At 62.5% G+C, this 18640-nt stretch carries 13 protein-coding genes; 10 read left to right on the forward strand and 3 right to left on the reverse strand.

The annotated features are described in order from the left end of the window. Window positions 1-7: 7 nt before the first annotated feature. Genes kdpA through DevBK_RS18515 form a run of 5 tightly spaced genes read left to right on the forward strand, consistent with a single transcriptional unit; the run spans window position 8 to window position 7704 of the window. Window positions 8-1717 carry a potassium-transporting ATPase subunit KdpA gene (kdpA, locus tag DevBK_RS18495; RefSeq protein ID WP_317186508.1) on the forward strand — a complete coding sequence of 570 codons (1710 nt, stop codon included), beginning with the start codon at window positions 8-10 and terminating at the stop codon, window positions 1715-1717. 11 nt (window positions 1718-1728) lie between these two features. Further along, entirely contained in the window at window positions 1729-3786 is a 2058-nt protein-coding gene (kdpB, locus tag DevBK_RS18500; protein ID WP_317186509.1) for a potassium-transporting ATPase subunit KdpB, read from the forward strand. Window positions 3787-3795: 9 nt separating this feature from the next. Next, window positions 3796-4362: a potassium-transporting ATPase subunit KdpC gene (gene kdpC / locus DevBK_RS18505; protein ID WP_317186510.1), complete on the forward strand. Its 567-nt coding sequence runs from the start codon at window positions 3796-3798 to the stop codon at window positions 4360-4362. Window position 4363: 1 nt separating this feature from the next. After that, window positions 4364-7024 (forward strand): sensor histidine kinase KdpD, encoded by a 2661-nt coding sequence (locus DevBK_RS18510; protein ID WP_317186511.1) that lies wholly within the window; start codon window positions 4364-4366, stop codon window positions 7022-7024. Beyond that, a complete protein-coding gene (locus tag DevBK_RS18515; protein ID WP_061911885.1) occupies window positions 7021-7704 on the forward strand; it encodes a response regulator in 684 nt (227 codons plus the stop codon). The genes DevBK_RS18510 and DevBK_RS18515 overlap by 4 nt, the downstream gene beginning before the upstream one ends. Here DevBK_RS18515 and DevBK_RS18520 read toward each other — a convergent pair. The 3 genes from DevBK_RS18520 to DevBK_RS18530 are packed head-to-tail and all read right to left on the reverse strand — an operon-like array spanning window position 7701 to window position 11297. Beyond that, complete coding sequence (locus DevBK_RS18520; RefSeq protein WP_061911886.1) at window positions 7701-8714, reverse strand: ABC transporter ATP-binding protein; 1014 nt, start codon at window positions 8712-8714, stop codon at window positions 7701-7703. The two genes, DevBK_RS18515 and DevBK_RS18520, sit on opposite strands and share 4 nt — an antisense overlap. After that, entirely contained in the window at window positions 8714-10288 is a 1575-nt protein-coding gene (locus tag DevBK_RS18525; protein WP_317186512.1) for an iron ABC transporter permease, read from the reverse strand. Before DevBK_RS18525 ends, DevBK_RS18520 begins: the two co-directional genes overlap by 1 nt. A 7-nt stretch (window positions 10289-10295) precedes the next feature. Next, entirely contained in the window at window positions 10296-11297 is a 1002-nt protein-coding gene (locus DevBK_RS18530; RefSeq protein WP_317186513.1) for an iron ABC transporter substrate-binding protein, read from the reverse strand. A 156-nt stretch (window positions 11298-11453) separates the two neighbouring features. Here DevBK_RS18530 and DevBK_RS18535 point away from each other — a divergent pair, with 156 nt between their 5' ends. From DevBK_RS18535 to DevBK_RS18555, 5 genes are all read left to right on the forward strand, one after another. Beyond that, window positions 11454-12707, forward strand: coding sequence for an imelysin family protein (locus DevBK_RS18535; RefSeq protein ID WP_317186562.1), 1254 nt, complete (start codon window positions 11454-11456; stop codon window positions 12705-12707). A gap of 130 nt (window positions 12708-12837) precedes the next feature. Next, window positions 12838-14349 carry a di-heme oxidoredictase family protein gene (locus tag DevBK_RS18540; protein ID WP_317186514.1) on the forward strand — a complete coding sequence of 504 codons (1512 nt, stop codon included), beginning with the start codon at window positions 12838-12840 and terminating at the stop codon, window positions 14347-14349. Continuing rightward, window positions 14349-15398 carry an imelysin family protein gene (locus DevBK_RS18545; RefSeq protein WP_317186515.1) on the forward strand — a complete coding sequence of 350 codons (1050 nt, stop codon included), beginning with the start codon at window positions 14349-14351 and terminating at the stop codon, window positions 15396-15398. The genes DevBK_RS18540 and DevBK_RS18545 overlap by 1 nt, the downstream gene beginning before the upstream one ends. A gap of 2 nt (window positions 15399-15400) precedes the next feature. Continuing rightward, window positions 15401-16489: a DUF1513 domain-containing protein gene (locus tag DevBK_RS18550; protein WP_317186516.1), complete on the forward strand. Its 1089-nt coding sequence runs from the start codon at window positions 15401-15403 to the stop codon at window positions 16487-16489. Window positions 16490-16561: 72 nt separating this feature from the next. Next, window positions 16562-18610 (forward strand): M3 family metallopeptidase, encoded by a 2049-nt coding sequence (locus tag DevBK_RS18555; protein WP_062629667.1) that lies wholly within the window; start codon window positions 16562-16564, stop codon window positions 18608-18610. Window positions 18611-18640: the final 30 nt, after the last annotated feature.

Raw genomic sequence — 18640 nt, forward strand, 5'->3', positions numbered from 1 at the left:
TTACCAAATGACCATCATCGGATGGGTGCAGATCGGCCTCGTGCTGATCGCAACGCTTTTGCTCGCCAAGCCGCTCGGGCTCTATATGGCGCGCGTTTTTTCCGGAGAGCGCACATGGCTCTCGCCGGTCTTGTCGCCGGTCGAAACCGGCTTTTACAAACTGGCCGGCGTCCGGCGCGAAGAGGAACAGGGGTGGCTTGGCTATACCTTTTCCGTGCTCGCCTTCAGCCTCGCTGGTTTCCTCGCGCTCTTTGCCATCCTGCGTCTGCAGGGCCTGCTGCCCTTCAATCCGCAGGGCTTCGGCCCCATGGCGCCAGACCTTGCCTTCAACACTGCCGTCAGTTTCGTGACCAATACCAATTGGCAGAACTACGGCGGCGAAAGCACGCTGAGCAATTTCAGCCAGATGGCTGGGCTGACGGTGCAGAACTTCCTGTCGGCTGCGACTGGTATCGCCGTTGCCATGGCTGTTACGCGGGCCTTCATCCGCTCGAAAACGTCGGCGCTCGGCAACTTTTGGGTCGATATGACCCGCGCCACGCTCTATGTGTTGCTCCCCCTCGCCGTCATCGTAGCGCTGGCCTTTGTTGCCCTGGGCCTACCGCAAAATCTCGATGCCAATTTCGTCGCAACGACGCTTGAAGGCGCGCAGCAGACGATTGCGACCGGGCCTGTGGCGAGCCAGGAAGCCATCAAGCAACTTGGCACCAATGGCGGCGGCTTCTTCAACGTCAATGCCGCGCATCCGTTCGAAAACCCGAATGCGTTTTCGAACTATCTCAATATCATCGCCATGCTCTCGATCTCGCTGGCGCTGGTCTATTCATTCGGCCAGTTGGTCGGCAATCGCCGCCAGGGCTGGGCGCTGATTTCGGTGACAATCATCATGCTCGTCGTCGGCACGGGCCTCGTCTATTGGGCCGAAACGGCGGGCAATCCGCTGCTGCACGGCGCCGGTCTCGATGTCGCCATGGGCAATTTTGAGGGCAAGGAAGTCCGCTTCGGCCAGTCCATGAGCGCGCTTTATGCCGCTGTCACCACGGGTCTTTCCGATGGCGGCGTCAATGCCATGCATTCTTCGCTCACCCCGCTCGGTGGGCTGGTGCCGATGTTCCTGATCCAGCTTGGTGAAGTTTTGCCGGGCGGTGTGGGTTCGGGGCTTTATGGCATGCTGGTCTTTGCCATCCTCGCGGTTTTCGTCGCGGGCTTGATGGTTGGCCGTACGCCGGAATTCATGGGTAAGAAGATCGAAGCGCGGGAAATGAAGCTGGCCATGCTGGCCATTCTCATCCTGCCCTTCGTGATCCTGGGGTTCACCGCCATTTCGGCCGTCGCCGAATTCGGGGTGAGCTCGATCATGACGCCGGGACCGCATGGCCTCAGCGAAATCCTTTATGCTTTCACTTCGGCTGCGGGCAATAACGGCTCGGCCTTCGGCGGTCTCACCGGCAATACGCCTTGGTACAATACGACCCTCGGCATTGCCATGATGCTTGGCCGCTTCGCCTATATCGTGCCGGTTCTGGCCATTGCCGGATCGCTCGCCGCCAAGCCACGCGTTCCGGCCTCCTCGGGCACTTTCCCGACCGACCGGCCGCTGTTTGTCGGCCTCATCATCGGCATCATCCTCATCATGGGCGGGCTGCAGTTCTTCCCCGCTCTCGCTCTTGGCCCCATCGCCGAGCACTTCGCCATGCTCGCCGGCCAAAGCTTTTAGGACCAACGCAAATGTCCACGACGACAAAATCCATATCTGTCTTCAGCCCCGCCATCCTGGTGCCGGCCCTGCGCGATGCAGTGATAAAGCTCGACCCGCGCCAGCTCGTGCGCAATCCGGTGATTTTTGTCACCGAGATTGTCGCCGTGGTGGTGACGGTCATCTTCATCCAGGACCTTCTGACCAGCAGCACGACCGCTGGTTTTTCCGGCCAGATCGCGCTCTGGCTCTGGTTCACCGTACTATTCGCCACCTTTGCCGAGGCCGTCGCCGAAGGGCGCGGCAAGGCACAGGCCGAAAGTCTGCGCCGCGCGAAGACCGATCTCTTCGCCAAAAAGCTGCTTTTCCCCGACAAGCCCGGCGACCGTTCCAGCGAAGTCATTCCATCGACGGCCCTCAAGATCGGCGATGTCGTCATCGTCGAGGTCAACGACCTCATCCCAGGCGATGGCGAAGTCATTGAAGGCGTCGCCTCGGTCAATGAAAGCGCCATTACCGGTGAATCAGCACCCGTGATCCGCGAAGCCGGCGGTGACCGGTCGGCTGTGACCGGCGGCACGCAGGTGATCTCGGATTGGCTCAAAATCCGGATCACGACGCGTCCCGGCGAAAGCTTCGTCGATCGCATGATCGGCCTCATCGAAGGTGCGAAGCGGCAGAAGACGCCGAACGAGATCGCCCTCTCGATCCTGCTGTCGGGCCTGACGCTGATCTTTCTGATTGCCGTCGTCACGCTCTATGGCCTGGCCGCCTATTCCGGCACCGATCTTTCGGCGGTCGTGCTGGCGGCGCTGCTCGTGACGCTGATCCCGACCACGATCGGCGGGCTACTCTCGGCCATCGGCATTGCCGGCATGGATCGGCTGATCCGCTTCAACGTCATCGCCACTTCGGGCCGTGCCGTGGAAGCTGCAGGCGACGTTGATACGCTGCTCCTCGACAAGACCGGCACCATCACCTTCGGCAATCGCATGGCTTCGGAATTCATTCCGGTCGGTGGCGTCAGCGACAAAGCGTTGGCCGAAGCCGTTCTGCTCTCAAGCCTCGCCGACGAAACGGCCGAAGGCCGCTCCATTGTCGCTCTCGCCCGCGACGAGTATCGCGTGACCGAACCCCCACATGCCGCTACAGCGACGACGTTTATCCCCTTCTCCGCCCAGACCCGCCTCTCGGGCGTGGATGTCGAAGGCCGTCGCATCCGCAAGGGTGCAGTCGACGCCGTGCTCCGCTTCGTGGGTCTCGATCGCGATCAAGCCGGTGCCGAGTTCATCAAAGCGGTCGAATCCATCGCCCGTTCCGGCGGCACGCCGCTGGCAGTCGCCGAAGCCGATCGCCTGCTCGGCGTCGTCCATCTCAAGGACGTTGTCAAACCCGGCATCAAGGAGCGCTTTGCCGCGCTGCGTGCCATGGGCATCCGCACGGTCATGGTCACTGGCGATAACCCCATCACCGCCGCCGCCATCGCCTCTGAGGCTGGCGTCGACGACTTCCTCGCCGAAGCGACGCCCGAGCAGAAGCTCGACTTCATCCGCAAGGAGCAGACCGGCGGCCGGTTGATCGCCATGTGCGGCGATGGCACCAATGACGCGCCCGCCCTCGCCCAAGCAGATGTCGGCGTTGCGATGCAGTCGGGCACGCAAGCCGCTCGCGAAGCCGGCAACATGGTCGATCTAGATAGTAGCCCCACAAAGCTCATCGAGATCGTTGAGATCGGCAAGCAAATCCTCATGACGCGCGGGGCGCTGACGACGTTCTCGATTGCCAACGATGTCGCGAAATATTTCGCCATCATCCCGGCGCTGTTTCTCGCGACCTATCCCGGCCTTGCCGCGCTCAACATCATGGGCCTTGCCTCGCCGCAGTCAGCCATTCTTTCGGCCGTCATCTTCAATGCCTTGATCATCGTCGCCCTGATCCCGCTCGCTCTCCGCGGCGTCAAATATCGCCCGGTTGGCGCCGCCGCGCTGCTCTCGCGCAATCTGCTGATCTACGGCCTTGGCGGTCTCGTCGCGCCTTTCGTCGGCATCAAGCTCGTTGACATGATCGTCACCGGCCTCGGCATTATCTAGGAGTTTGCCATGCTCAACCAAATTCGCCCGGCCCTCGTCCTGACCGTCACGCTGACCCTCCTTCTTGGCGTCGCTTATCCGCTCGCCATTACCGGGGTCAGCCAGGCCGCCTTGCCCTACCAGGCCAATGGCAGCCGCATCGAGCGCGATGGCGCCGTCATCGGGTCCACCCTGATCGGCCAGAATTTCACCGGCCCGACTTATTTCTGGCCGCGCCCATCGGCCACTGGTCCCGATCCCTACAATGCTGCGGCATCGAGCGGGTCCAACTATGGTCCGACCGACAAGCGGCTGGTGGACCGCGTTGCTGAGGCAAGCCAGCAACTGGGGGGCCAAAATATTCCTGCCGATGCCGTCACAACCTCGGCTTCGGGCCTTGATCCCGATATCACGCCGGCCAATGCACAGATGCAGGTGGCGCGGGTGGCGCAGGCGCGCGGGATTGAAGCGGGGCGTCTTGAAGAGCTCATTGCCAGCATGACGCAATTGCCGGTTTTGGGTATATTCGGCGAACCGCGTGTCAACGTTCTCGCCCTCAATCTGGCGCTCGACGAATTGGCGCCCGAGGCGAGGTAAAATGGGCCAAGGCAGCGAGCAGAACCGGCCCGATCCGGACGCTCTTTTGCAGCTTGCCGCGCGTGAAAAGCGCGGCAAGCTTACGATTTTTCTCGGCATGGCGCCGGGCGTCGGCAAAACCTTTGCCATGCTCGAACGCGCTCAGGCGCTGAAGGAGCGCGGCGTCGATGTGGTCGTGGGGCTGGTCGAAACACATGGCCGCTCGGAGACCAGCGCCCTCGCTGAAGGTCTCGAAACCCTGCCGCGCCGGGACGCGCAGGGTGCCTATGGTGAATTCGATATCGACGCCGCCCTCAAGCGCCATCCGCAATTGCTGATCGTCGATGAACTCGCCCACACCAATCCCGACGGCGCCCGGCATCCCAAGCGCTACCAGGATATTGCAGAATTGATCGCCGCGGGGATCGACGTCTGGACCGCGCTCAACATCCAGCACCTCGAAAGCCTCTCCGAACTCGTCGGCCGCATCGCGGGCGTTCCCGTGCGCGAGACCGTGCCCGATATCGTCCTCAAGGGGGCCGATGAGGTTATTCTCGTCGATCTGCCGCCGGCCGAGCTGATCGAGCGCCTCAAGGCGGGAAAGATCTATCTGCCCGACAATACCGGTCGGGCGCTCGATGGGTTTTTCAAACCATCGACGCTTACGGCGCTACGCGAGCTCAGTCTCCGACGTGCCGCCGATCGGGTGGACGATCAGATGATCGATTTCCTCCGCCAGAGTGCCATCGAAGGCCCCTGGGCGACAGGTGAGCGGCTGCTTGTCTGCGTCGGGCCCGATGGCATGTCCGACACGGTGGTGCGTGAAGCCAGCCGGCTCGCCTCGGGTCTCAATGCCCGGTGGATCGTGCTATCGGTCTTCCGCCCGCATAGCCTGCCACCGAGTGGCGCCGCCAATGACACGCTTGAAGCAACGCTGCGCCTGGCGGAGCGTCTCGGCGCAGAAACCCGCCGCGAAAGTGCGCGCGATTTTGTTGACGCCATCCTCAGGATTGCCCGGCGCGAAAATATCACTCAGATCGTCATCGGCCGTAGCAGCAAGGCGCCCTTCTGGCGTCGCTCCCTTCCTGATGCGCTCCTCGCACGCGGCGGAGAAATCAGCGTTCATGTTGTGGCGACGCGAAAGGACAAAGGCCGGATCAGTCTCTCTCGGCGCAAGACGCCACCCGAATGGGCGTTGACCCTCGGCGTGCCGATCCTCGCGGTGGGTGCGACGACGCTTCTGGGGCTTGGCGTGTCCGCGCTGGTGGCCCTTCAAAACCTTTCGATGCTGTACCTTGCGGCGGTGCTGATCTCGGCGGTCGTCGCGGGTCGCCTCTCGGCGCTGATCGCGTCGCTCCTTTCGTTTTTCGCCTACAATGTTTTCTTCATCGATCCGACGGGCCGCCTCACCGTCGCGCGACCCGAAGAATTGCTCTCACTTGCCATTTTCGTCGCCGTGGCGCTGGCGGCGGGCCAACTCGCGGCGAGCCTGCGGCTCAGCGTCGACCGCACCGCCCAACAGGCCCGACAGGCGCAAGCGCTTCTCGATTTCGCGCGGAAAATGACCGGAGCCTTTGGCCGTGATCAGGTGCTCGACACCATGGCGAGCCATTTCCACACGGCGCTCGGTCGTGGCGTCATCGTCCTTGCGCCAGATGAAACTGGCGAACTCGATGTCATTTCCGCTTGGCCACCCGACCAAACGTTTGATGCCACCGCGATGATCGCGGCGCGCTGGGCGCTCGACAAGCGCGAGCCTGCCGGCTTTCTCACGGGCACCCTGCCGCAAGTGCCCTATCTCCTGCGGCCCGTCATGGCCGGGCAACGGGTGCTCGCCGTCGCCGGCTTTGCCATGCGGCACGAGGATGGCGCTCCACGCGAGAGCGAACAACGCACGCTCGATGCGCTCCTTGAACAATCCGCGATCGCGCTCGATCGTGCCCGGCTTTCCCGCGAGAGTGCCCGCGCGACCGTCGCCCGCGAAAGCGAAAAGGTGCAAGCGGCGCTCCTCTCTTCGCTCTCGCATGATCTCAAGACCCCGCTCGCCAGCATCACCGGAGCCGTTACAAGCCTTCGCGAACTCGGCGATAGAATGCCTGTCGAAACACGTTCCGATCTGTTGCTCTCAATTGAAGAGGAAGCCGGGCGCTTGACGCGCTTTGTCGCCAATCTCTTCGAGATGACCCGCATCGAAGCGGGAATGATCAAGGCGCGTCGCGATCCCATCGACCTTCGCGATGTCATCGCCTCCGCAGTGTCCCGCGCCCGGCGCATTCATCCCGGCGTCGATTTCGACGTCAGTCTCGCCGATGATCTGCCCGCCGCCGCCGCCGATGCTCCGCTTTTGGAACAGGTTCTCTTCAATCTTCTAGATAATGCGCGCAAATATGGTGGCGATGGGACGATTTCGGTCTATGCCCGTGGCGAGGGCCGCGAAGTTGTGCTCGCCGTGACCGACGAAGGCAAAGGCATCCCGGAGGCGGATCTGGAACGCATCTTTGAAAAATTTTATCGCCGCACCAAGGGCGATGGGCGCGCCGCGGGCACGGGCCTTGGCCTTGCCATTGCGCGCGGGCTCATCATGGCCATGGGCGGAACGATCAAGGCTGAAAGCCCTGCCATACGTCGCCGCGGCACGCGTTTTGTCATCCGCCTGCCGCGCAGCGAGCGAGCAGCCTCGTGAAGCCGCGTATCCTCGTTGTCGATGATGAACCCCAGATCCAGCGCTTCTTGCGCGCAGCACTCGAAGCGACCGATTTCGAAGTCGAAAGCGCAGAAACCGTCGCCGCTGCAAAGCGCCTAGCCGCAACCCGCTCGCCTGCCTTGATCGTCCTCGACCTAGGCCTTCCCGATGGGGATGGCAAGGAAGTCATTCAGACGGTGCGCGCCTTTTCGACCGTGCCGATCATCGTGTTGTCGGCCCGCGATCAGGAGGCCGAGAAGATCGCTGCGCTCGACGCGGGAGCGGACGACTATATCGAAAAGCCGTTCGGCATCGGCGAATTTCTCGCACGCCTCCGGGTCGCTCTCCGGCATCGCGAACCCGCAACGATACCGCATAAGCCGCAAGCCTTCGGCGATATCGTCCTCGATCGCGACAAGCGGCTCGTGCACCGGGCAGGGGACACCATCCACCTGACGCCCAAGGAATACGATCTCTTCGTGCTGTTGGCCGATAACGCCGGGCGCGTCGTGACCCATGCCATGGCGTTGCAACGGCTCTGGGGACCCGCTCACAAGGACGATGCGCAATATCTGCGGGTGCTCGTCGGCCAGTTGCGGGCAAAACTTGGCGCCGGAACGGGCCTCATCGAAAACGAAACCGGCGTCGGTTATCGTCTGCGCGAGGCCTCGGAGGCCTAGGCGAAGACGTGACCTTTTCCTGCGACCTGCAGGAAAACCACGTCACCCGGCTGATGCTCCACCGTCGCGGGCACATCGACGATTATCGAAGGGACATCCGCATCCGGCTTGATCTCAAGCCGCCACTGCGCGCCACGATAGGCGCGGTGCGTAATGACACCCTTCGCGCCGTCGGGACCCAAAACTATATGTTCTGGCCGCACGAGAATCTCGGCACGCCCCTGATCCGGATGGTTGACCGCGATCATGCCCAGAGGCGTGTGGGCGACACCGTTCTCAAGCGCCCCTGTGACCACGATGGCCTCGCCTAAGAACCGCGCAGTCTCGACATCGGCCGGCTGCGCGTAAAGCCGCTGCGGCGGGCCCGCATCGGCCACCGATCCGGCGCGCATGACGACGAGATGGTCGGCAAAAGCCAGTGCCTCGGCCTGATCATGGGTCACAAGTATAGTGGTGATCCCTGCCTCAGCGAGCAAATCGCCCACCATGTCGCGCATGGCCTCGCGGAGACCGGTGTCGAGCGCCGAGAATGGCTCATCGAGCAGCATCAAGTCCGGTTTCTGGGCGAGCGCGCGCGCAAGCGCCACGCGCTGCTGCTGGCCACCCGAAAGTTCGTGGGGGCGGCGCGCTATCATTTCCGGTGGCAGGCCGACGCGTTCAAGCAGTTCCCCGATCCGCGCGCTCCGGCCAGCATCGCTCTTGGGCACGGCAAAGCCGATATTTTCCCCAATGCTCATATGGGGAAACAGCGCACCTTCCTGCGCCACATAAGCAATGTTGCGCCGATGGGGCGGCACGCTTTGCCCCGCCTTGCAGAGTGACCGGTGCGAGAGTGTGAGGCTGCCGGCGTCGAGGTTCTCGAAGCCGGCAATCAGCCGCAATAGCGTTGTTTTGCCAGAGCCCGATGGGCCGACCACTACCGTCCGGCCGCCCCGCGGCGCCGTCAGGCTGACATCGCGCACGCCCGGCTGGCCGCCGTAAAGCTTCGTCACGCCGTCAAGCACGAGCATCAGCCGCGCTCCGGGCGGTCGGCTTGCAGTTGCAACAGGATGACGAGGGGACAGGAGAAGAGGATCATCAGCACCGCATAGGGTGCGGCGGAAGCAAAGTCGAGTTCGCTTGTATAGGACCAGAAGCGCATGGCCAGCGTCCGCGTGCCATTGGGCGCCAGCATCAGCGTCGCTGTCAGTTCCGTCGTGATCCCCAGCGCTACCAACGCCGCACTCGTCGCCGCGCCGGGTGCTGCAAGCCGGATCGTCGTATGCCAGACCGCAGCTAGCGGTTTGCGCCCAAGGCTTGCTGCTGCCCGTTCAAGCTCGACCGGCGCCTGCGCAATGCTGATCCGTAGGCCAACAAGCGCGCGGGGCATGAACATCAGCACATAGGCAAAAAGCAGTGTCGCGACGGTCTGATAGAGGGGCAGTGCGACCTGAACGGTGATCGTCACCAGCGCCAGCGCGATGATCACGCCGGGCAGGGCGCCGACATAGGTGTGGCTCCCTTCGAGCCAGCGCTGCACTTTGCTCGGAGCTCGCACGGTAAGCCAAGCCATGGGAATAGCAGCCAGCGTCGTGAGCAACGCACCGCCGAGAGCCAGAACCGCCGTCTGGCTCAATGCGGGCAAAATGAACTCGAACTGCCAGATTTCCGCGCCGCCAGCCCAGAGCCAACGTCCGAGCGTCAGGATCGGCACGCCCAGCGATAAAGCCGCAAGACCGACCGGCACAAGAAGGACGATCCAGCGCCATTTGCCCAGCGCCTGGACCATGCGCCCGCGTGCAGCGCCGCCGCCAACTCGCGCATAGCGCTCCTCGCCACGTAAGCCAGTTTCCAGCCCAAGCAGCAAAAGGCACAGCAAGACCAAGACGCCGCCCAGCAAATTCGCCGATGGCCCGCTATAGGCAGATTGGAACTGATCGACGATCACGGTGGCGAAAGTGTCGAAGCGCGTCAGAACGAAGAGCCCGTATTCCGCGAGCAGATGCAGCCCGATCAGCAGCGCACCGCCCATGGTGGCGAGCCGCAATTGCGGCAGCACCACCTGGAGAAAAACCAGATGCGGTGGCTTTCCCATGGATTGCGCCATTTCTTCGAGCGCCGGATCGAGCCGTCGCAATTGCGCAGCGATGGGCAGATAAACAAAGGGCAGATAGGCAAGGATCGAAACCAGCACCGCCGCGCCAAGCCCATGAAAGCGCGGCATGAAGGCGCTCCAGGCATAGGAATGGACGAAAGCCGGCAGCGCCAGCGGCGCGACCACCAGCCAGGACCACAGCCGGGCAAAGGGCAGGTCCGTGCGCTCGATCAACCACGCCAGCCCCAGCCCCAGCGCTACCGATAGCGGCAAGACCAGCCCAAGCAGCGCAAAAGTGTTGAAGAGCAGCGCGCCAACCTTGGGGCGAAGCACAAGGTCGGCAATCGCCTGCCAGCCGCTCGTTGCCGCAATATAGACGACGAACACGAGCGGCAGCAGGCAGAGTGCGCCGGTTAGCACAGCAAAACCGGTGACGACGGGATGCGCGGGGCGCCACCGCAAGCGGCGTCGCGGGCCATCCGCCATAGCGATTTCCGTCACCGCGCTCATGAGCTGACTAGAGAAGCCCGGCTTCCGTCATCAAACGCGCCGCGCCGACTGTGTCGAGCTGGCTCGGATCGATCTTGGGCGCATCAAGACTATCGAGGGCCGGGAGCGCAGGATTGGACGCGTGATCGACACCGACGGCATATTCGAACGAGGTGCCATCGCGCAGCACATCCTGGCCCTTGGCGCTGGTGATGAAGCGGAGGAAGGCTTCGGCCTCGTCCTTGTGCTTGCTGGTCTTGAGGATGCCACCACCCGAGATCGAGACGAAGGCGCCCGGGTCCTCATTGCCGAAATAGTGGAGGGCGGTGCTGTTGCTGTTCTCGCCCGTGCCCGCCTGATCGCCATACCAATAATAGTGGTAGATCAACGCGCCATCGACTTCACCATTGTTGGCGGCGGCGAGCGCAGCGCGATTGCCGCGCACGATCACGGCATTTTCCTGCATGCCCTTGAGCCAGGCCAGCGTCGCGTCCTCGCCTTCGAGCGCGAGATAGGCCGCGACGATCGCCTGGAAATCGGCGCCACTGGGCGAGGCGGCCCAGCGGCCCTGCCATTTGGCATCAGCCAGTTCCGCCATGGTCTTGGGCAGATCGGCTTCGGTCAGCTTGTCCTTGTTATAAGCAAATACGGTCGAGCGGGCGGCGATGCCCATCCAATTACCATTGGTGGGGCGGAACTGCTCCGGCACCTGCGCCAGCAGATCCTGCGGCAGCGTTTCGAAGAGACCAGCTTTATCAACCAGCACCATGGCTGGCGAATTCTCCGTCAAAAACACGTCAGCCGGCGAATTTTCGCCTTCTTGCACGATCTGGTTGCCAACTTCGAGGTCCGACCCCTGGCGCAGCACCACGGGAATGCCGGTTTCGTCCGTAAAGGCCGAGGCCCATTCCTGCGCCAGCGTTTCGTGCTGGGCATTGTAGACGATGAGCGGGTCCTGCTGGGCAAAAGCGGCGGTAGAGAGCGCGAGGGAGATGAACGTCCCGACGAAAAGCGGCAGTTTGCGGATCATTCCGACTGTTCCATCGAAAAAGGCCGCCCGCGGCGGCTAAAGATGATGCCCAGTGTCTAATTTGTAGCGCGGCGCTTGTCCATGCCAGTTGATTTCAAAAGGTGATGAGCCTAATCACCTTTGCAGCTTTCATTGGAGAATGGCGCGATGTTTTCGATTGGCAGGCGCTCGCTGCGCGGTTTGGCCTTGGTTCTGGCTCTGTCGGTTTCCCCGGTTGCGGTCATGGCCGAAGCGCCGAGCGAGGAAGCGGTTCTGCAAAACTATGCCGATCTCGCGCTTGCCGGCTATGAGGATGCGCTAAGCACCGCCAAGGCGCTCGAGGCTGCCGTCGATGCCCTGATCGCCAAGCCCAGCGAAGAGACCCTGGCCGCTGCCCGCTCCGCCTGGAAAGCCGCCCGCATTCCCTATCAGCAGACCGAAGCCTTCCGTTTCGGCAATCCGATCGTCGATGAATGGGAAGGCAAGGTGAACGCCTGGCCGCTCGACGAAGGCCTGATCGACTATGTCGATGCCAGCTACGGCACCGAAAGCGACAGCAACGCGCTCTATGTCGCCAATGTCATCGCCAACCCAAAGATCACGATCGACGGCACCGAGGTCGATGCCACCAATATCACGCCCGAACTCCTGCAGAACGAATTGCAGGAAGCCGCCGGCGTCGAGTCCAATGTCGCGACCGGCTATCACGCCATCGAGTTTCTCCTTTGGGGGCAGGATCTCAAGGGCACTGGCCCTGGCGCCGGCAATCGCCCCTATACCGATTATTCGACCGCCGAACATGCCGATCGCCGCGGAGCCTATCTCAAGGCCGCAACGGCACTTCTCGTCAGCGATCTCGAAGAAATGGTCGGTAACTGGACAGCCGATGGCGCAGCCCGCAAGGCTCTGCCGGAGCGTGGCCTCTCCGCCATTCTCACCGGCATGGGCTCGCTCAGCTTCGGCGAATTGGCCGGCGAACGCATGAAGCTCGGCCTCTTGCTGCACGATCCGGAAGAAGAGCACGATTGCTTCTCGGACAATACCCACGTGTCCCATCTTGAAGACGCCGTCGGCATCCAGAACGTCTATCTCGGCCGCTATGTGCGCGTTGATGGCTCCGTCGTCGAAGGTCCCTCCATTTCGGCCGTCATCGCCGACAAGGACGCCGCTCTCGACACTGAGATCAAGGATCTGCTGGCCGATACCGTCGCCAAGATGAACGTCATGGCCAAGCGTGCCGAGACCGTCGAAGCCTATGACCAGCAGATCGCCGAGGGGAATACCGAAGGCAATGCCGTCGTTCAGGCCGCCATCGATGGGCTCATCGCCCAGACCCGCGGCATCGAACGCGCCGTGGCGCTTCTCGATCTTGCGGATGTGACCATCGAAGACAGCGACTCGCTCTCAAATCCAGATGCCGTGTTCGAGTAAATCTCGCATAAGTCTTCAACCACCGGCTGTCATCCCGGCGAAGGCCGGGATCCATCCTGAGATCTCAAGATAGGCCCCGGCTTGAAGCCGGGGTGGCAACCGGTGTGAAGGTTTCAGTTCGGTCTTTTCCATGCACATCCGCCTGACATTCGCGCTCGTTGCCCTCCTTGGCACTGGTCTCGTCTTTGCCAATGACCTGACGCAGCGCACGGATATTTCCGGTGACGACCTCGCCCGTGTGGCGGCCGTTACGGCACCTGCGACCGATTTCTCCAAGCCCGAAAAGTTCGAAACCAATCCTGCCGGCAAGGCAACGACCCGCTTTTCCGTCAACGCAGACTCGTTCAGCCATTTTCAGGCCAATCTCACGTTCGAGCAGGAAGAACAGTTCAAGCTCGGCAATGCGCTCTTTCGCAAGATCTGGGTGAGTTCGCCGAGCTCCACGCAGGCCTCGGATGGCCTTGGCCCTCTCTTCAACGCTCGCGGCTGCCAGAGCTGCCACATCAAGGATGGTCGCGGCCATCCGCCATTCCCCGGCCAGGCCGAAAACGTCTCAATGTTTCTGCGCCTTTCGGTGCCGCCGAAAGAGCCAGATACGCGCCTTGCCATGGATGGTGTCATCGCCGGTGAATTCGGCGACCCTGTCTACGGAACTCAGCTTCAGGACTTTGCCGTTCCGGGCCTCAAGGCCGAAGGCCGCATGGTCATCGACTACAAGGACCTGCCGGTTACCCTTGGCGATGGCACCGTCGTCACGCTTCGCCAGCCAACCTATTCCGCTGCCGATCTTGCCTATGGGCCGCTCGCCGCTGACGTCCGCCTCTCGCCGCGCATCGCCAATCCCATGATCGGCCTTGGCCTCGTCGAGCAGATTCCGGCCGAAGACATCCTCGCCCATGCCGATCCCGAAGATCGCGACGGCGATGGCATTTCCGGCCGACCGAACTGGACCGTTGCGCCTGAAACAAAAACCGTTGCCCTCGGCCGTTTCGGCTGGAAAGCCGGGATGGCGACCATCCGCAGTCAATCCGCCGCCGCCTTTGCGGGCGACGTCGGGATATCGACCCCACTCGTTAATCTGCCCCATGGCGACTGCACCGAATTCCAAACCGAGTGCCTTGCGATGCCGACCGGAGAACAGCCGCGTCTCGGCGTCAGCGAAGCGCCCGATCCGGTGCTTGATCTCGTCACTTTCTACGCCCAGACGCTCGGTGTGCCTGAGCGGCGCGATGTGGACGATCCCAAGGTCCTCGCCGGCAAGAAAGGGTTTTATGGCGCCGGGTGCGCGAGCTGCCACATCCCCAAATTCGTCACCAGCAAGGCCGCCGAGAATCCGGCGCATCGCTTCCAGTTGATCTGGCCATATTCCGATTTTCTCCTCCACGACATGGGCGAAGGCCTTGCCGATCATCGCCCCGAGGGTCAGGCCGATGGCTATGAATGGCGCACGCCGCCGCTCTGGGGCATTGGCTTGACGCAGACGGTTTCGGGGCACACCTTCTTTCTCCACGATGGCCGCGCGAGAAACCTTACCGAGGCCATTCTTTGGCACGGCGGCGAAGCCCAGGCTTCGCGCGATGCCTTCGCGGCAATGAGTGCGGACGAGCGCGCCGATCTCGTGACCTTCCTGGAGTCGATGTGATGCGGATTTTTTTCGGCGCGGTCCTCGCCCTTGCGCTTTCGGCTCCGGTCGCCGCGCAGACGACGACCCCTTCCGAAGTGCTGCGCTCGAGCGTCAGCAATTTCATCCGTCCCCAGATAAAGTCTTTTGCCCGCGAGGCCGAGACGCTCACGTCGGCAGTGATGACGCTCTGCACCACTCCGTCTGCCGAAACGCTTGCCGAGGCAAAGACCGCCTTTAGCGGCGCTGCCACGGCCTATGGTCGCGTCGAGTTTTTGCGCCTTGGCCCGCTGATGGAGGACAATCGCGCCGATCGGCTGCTATTCTGGCCCGATCGGCGCAGTATCGGTCTAAAGCAGGTGCAGGCCGTGCTCGCCGCATCCGAAACGCCGTCGCTCGAAGAGCTGACAGGCAAAAGTGTTGCCGTTCAGGGTTTCGGCGCTCTCGAATTCGTCCTTTTCGGCACCGGACAGGAAGCCCTGGCCTTAGCCGCCGGCCAAGCGCGTTGTGGTTATGGCAAGGCTATCGCGCAAAACATTGCCCAGATTGCCGCTGCCCTTGCCGACGGCTGGAGTGACCCGAACGGCATCGCCAAGCGCCTTACCCAGCCAGATCCGGCAAATACCGACTATCGCGATACGACGGAGGCGCTTGAGGCGCTGATCGGCGTCGTCGCGCACGGGATCGAAAATGTCCGCGATACCCGTATCAATCCCTTCTTGCCCAAGGACGATGCCAAGCCCAATCCGCGTCTCGCCCTGTTCTGGCGTTCAGAGCAGACGATCCCCATGCTCCGCGCCAATGTCAGCGGCTTGCGCCAACTCGTCGAACTTTCGGGCATGGTTTCGGATGGTGCGCTCGCTGCCAAAGTCACCGACGCCTTTGATCGTGCCAATGCCGCCCTTGATCGGGTGACCGATCCGATCGACGCAGCGCTCGCCGACCCCGCACAAATCGCGGCGCTCGGCGATCTCGTCGTCGCAACGCAGGACCTGCAAAGGTTGATCGGCGAGGAACTCTCGTCCACCCTCGGCCTCAGCGTCGGCTTTTCCTCGCTCGACGGAGACTGATCATGTGGCAGCGCCGCGCCTTTCTCAAAGCGGCCGGCGCCGGCTTTGCCGCAAGCCTCCTGCCGCGCCAGGCTCTCGCGCTCGAGCGCAATAATCTGGTCTTTGCCAGCGCCATCCAGACTGCCTCTGGCGCTTATGGCGCGGTGCTGATGGGGGAGCGCGGCGACATCATTTCTACTCTGGATCTTCCGGATCGCGGCCACGACATCACCATCAGTCGCGAGGCGGGCAGGGGCGTCATCTTCGCCCGCCAACCCGGAACGTTCGCGGTGGTCTTTGATCCCGATGGTCAAGCCGCACCTCAAACGCTGACCAGCATCGACGGCCGCCACTTCTTCGGCCATGGCGTCTTCTCGCCCGATGGCAAACTGCTCTACGCGACCGAAAGCGATTATGAGGCCGCCCAAGGCGTTGTCGGCATCTATGACGCGACCAATGGCTATCGCCGCATTGGCGAATTCCCCACCTATGGCACCGGCCCCCACGAAATGCTGCTGATGCCCGATGGCGTCACATTCGTCGTCGCCAATGGCGGCATTGAAACCCACCCCGATTTCGGCCGCGCCGAACTCAATATCGAGACCATGGACCCATCCGTCGTCTTCATCGACCGGCGCGACGGCCGGCTAGTCGGCCAGTTGCGCCTCGATGCCGGTCTCCACCAACTCTCCATCCGCCACATGGCCATCGATGCTCGTAGCCGCGTCTGGTTCGGCTGCCAATATAAGGGCAGTCCTTCGTATGCGCCCCAGCTCGTTGGCTACGCCACTATGGATGGCGACATTCGCCTCATCGAACTGCCCGCCGACACCATCCTCTCCCTGCGCAATTATGTGGGCTCCGTTGCCGTCTCCGCCGATGGCAGCAAGATCGGTGTTTCATCACCCGAAGGCGACCTGCTCGTCGCGATCGATGCCGAGGGCAGGCAGCCCGCGGTCGTTGAAACGCTCCGCAGCGGCTGCGGCCTCGCGGCCGATGGCGCGGGCTTCATCGCCACCAGCGGCATGGGCGACATGATCGGTATTGCCGGGGCCGAGCGTCCAACCCAAAGTTTCGATTTTCACTTCGACAATCACATGCTGCGGGTTTGAGCCGCCTTTTTCATCAGCCAACCCTTGTTCCTGGGCATCTGCCAGCCCATTGTTGAGCCAAGGAGTTTGCCGATGACCAATCCCTTTTTAGAAGCCTGGACCACGCCCTTTGAGGCGCCGCCCTTTTCCGCGATCAAGACCGAGCATTTCGCCCCGGCCTATGATGCAGCCATCGCCGAACATGCCGCCGAAATCGCTGCGATCGCCGACAATGCCGAGGCGCCGAGCTTCGAAAACACGGTTGTCGCGCTCGAACTGAGCGGCAAAAATCTCGATCGGCTCGATCTCGTCTTTTCCCAACTGACTTCGGCCAAGGCCGACGATGCTCTGCAGGCCGTCGAGCGCGATGTTGCGCCGCTCCTCGCCCGGCACTGGAACGCGATTTTCCTCAATCCAAAGCTCTTCGCCCGCGTCGATGCACTTTATACGCAGCGCGATGCTCTGGGACTCTCGCCCGAAGCCCTTCGCGTCCTTGAGCGCTATCATCTCGATTTCGTCCGCGCGGGCGCGCAGCTTTCGGCCGACGAACGCCAGCGCTTTGCCGATATCGTCGAGCGCCTTGCCGTCCTTGGCACCACCTTCGGTCAAAAAGTGCTGGCCGATGAGCAGGATACGGTCTTCGCGCTCAGCGAAGCCGAGGCAGAGGGGCTGCCCGAATCCGCCCTTGCCGCCGCTGCCGAAACCGCGCGCGACCGGAAACTCAACGCCCCCTATGCGGTGACGACATCGCGGTCGAGCGTCGAGCCCGTGCTGCATTTCGCGCGCGATCGATCGGTGCGCGAAAAAGTCTGGCGCGCCTTCGTCAAGCGCGGCGCCAATGGCAATGCCAATGATACCCACGCCGTCATCGCCGAAATCCTCGGCCTCCGCACCGAGCTCGCTAAACTTCTCGGCTATTCGACCTATGCCGAATTCAAGCTCGCCGACAGCATGGCAAAAACGCCGAAGGCCGCGCGTGATCTCCTGGAGCGCGTTTGGGCGCCGGGACGCGAACGGGCGCTGGCGGACAAGGACGCGCTACAGCACTTGATTGACAGCGAAGGCGGAGATTTCAAGCTCGCCGCTTGGGACTGGCGCTACTACGCCGAAAAGCTGCGCCTTGCCCGCTACGATTTCGACGAAACCGCCATCAAACCCTATCTCGAACTCGATAAAGTCATCGAAGCCGCATTCTATACGGCCGAGCGCCTCTTCGGCGTCAGCTTCGTGCTGCGTCCCGATATCGAAGGCTATCATGACGATGTCCGCGTCTGGGAAGTCCAGCGGGCAGGGCGCAGCATTGGCCTCTTCTATGGCGATTTCTTTGCCCGCCCCGGCAAGCGCAGCGGCGCGTGGATGACGTCGTTCCGCAAGCAGTCCAAGCTCGATGGCGACGTGCTGCCGCTCATCGTCAACACCTGCAATTTCATGAAGCCGCCCGCCGGCCAACCAGCTCTGCTTTCGCTGGATGAAGCCCGCACCGTGTTCCACGAATTCGGCCACGGGCTCCATGGCCTTCTTTCCGATGTCACCTTCCCACGCATTTCCGGCACCAGCGTCGCGCGCGATTTCGTCGAACTGCCTTCGCAAATTTACGAGCACTGGCTGGAATCCAAACCCGTCCTTGAACGGCTCGTCCACTATCGTACGGGTGAGACTATCCCACCGGACTTGCTCGAAAAGCTGAAGGCGGCGGGCAAGGCCAATTCAGGCTTTGAAACCGTCGAATTCGTTTCCTCGGCGCTGCTCGACATGGATCTCCACTCCAAGCCGCTCGGCGACAATCCCGACATTGTAGCGCTCGAAGCCGAGACTCTCGCCGATATCGGTATGCCGGCCGAAATCGCCCTCCGCCACGCCAGCACCCACTTCCTTCACCTGTTCTCCGGTGATGGCTATGCGGCCGGCTATTACAGCTATCTCTGGTCCGAAGTGCTCGATGCCGACGGATTCGACGCATTCGAGGAGGTCAGCGATCCCTTCGATACGGCGACGGCCGAACGGCTCTACCGCTATGTCTATTCGGCCGGCGGTTCGCGCGATTATGCCGAGGCCTATCGCCTCTTCCGCGGCCGCGATCCCGATGTCGGGGGCCTTCTCAAGCACCGTGGCTTCGAAACCGAAGGCGGCGCCACCGGGTAAGGCCACCGCGCCGCTCAAATCCGGCGATCA

The sequence above is a fragment of the Devosia sp. BK genome (assembly GCF_032907385.1).
Taxonomy (GTDB): Bacteria; Pseudomonadota; Alphaproteobacteria; order Rhizobiales; family Devosiaceae; genus Devosia.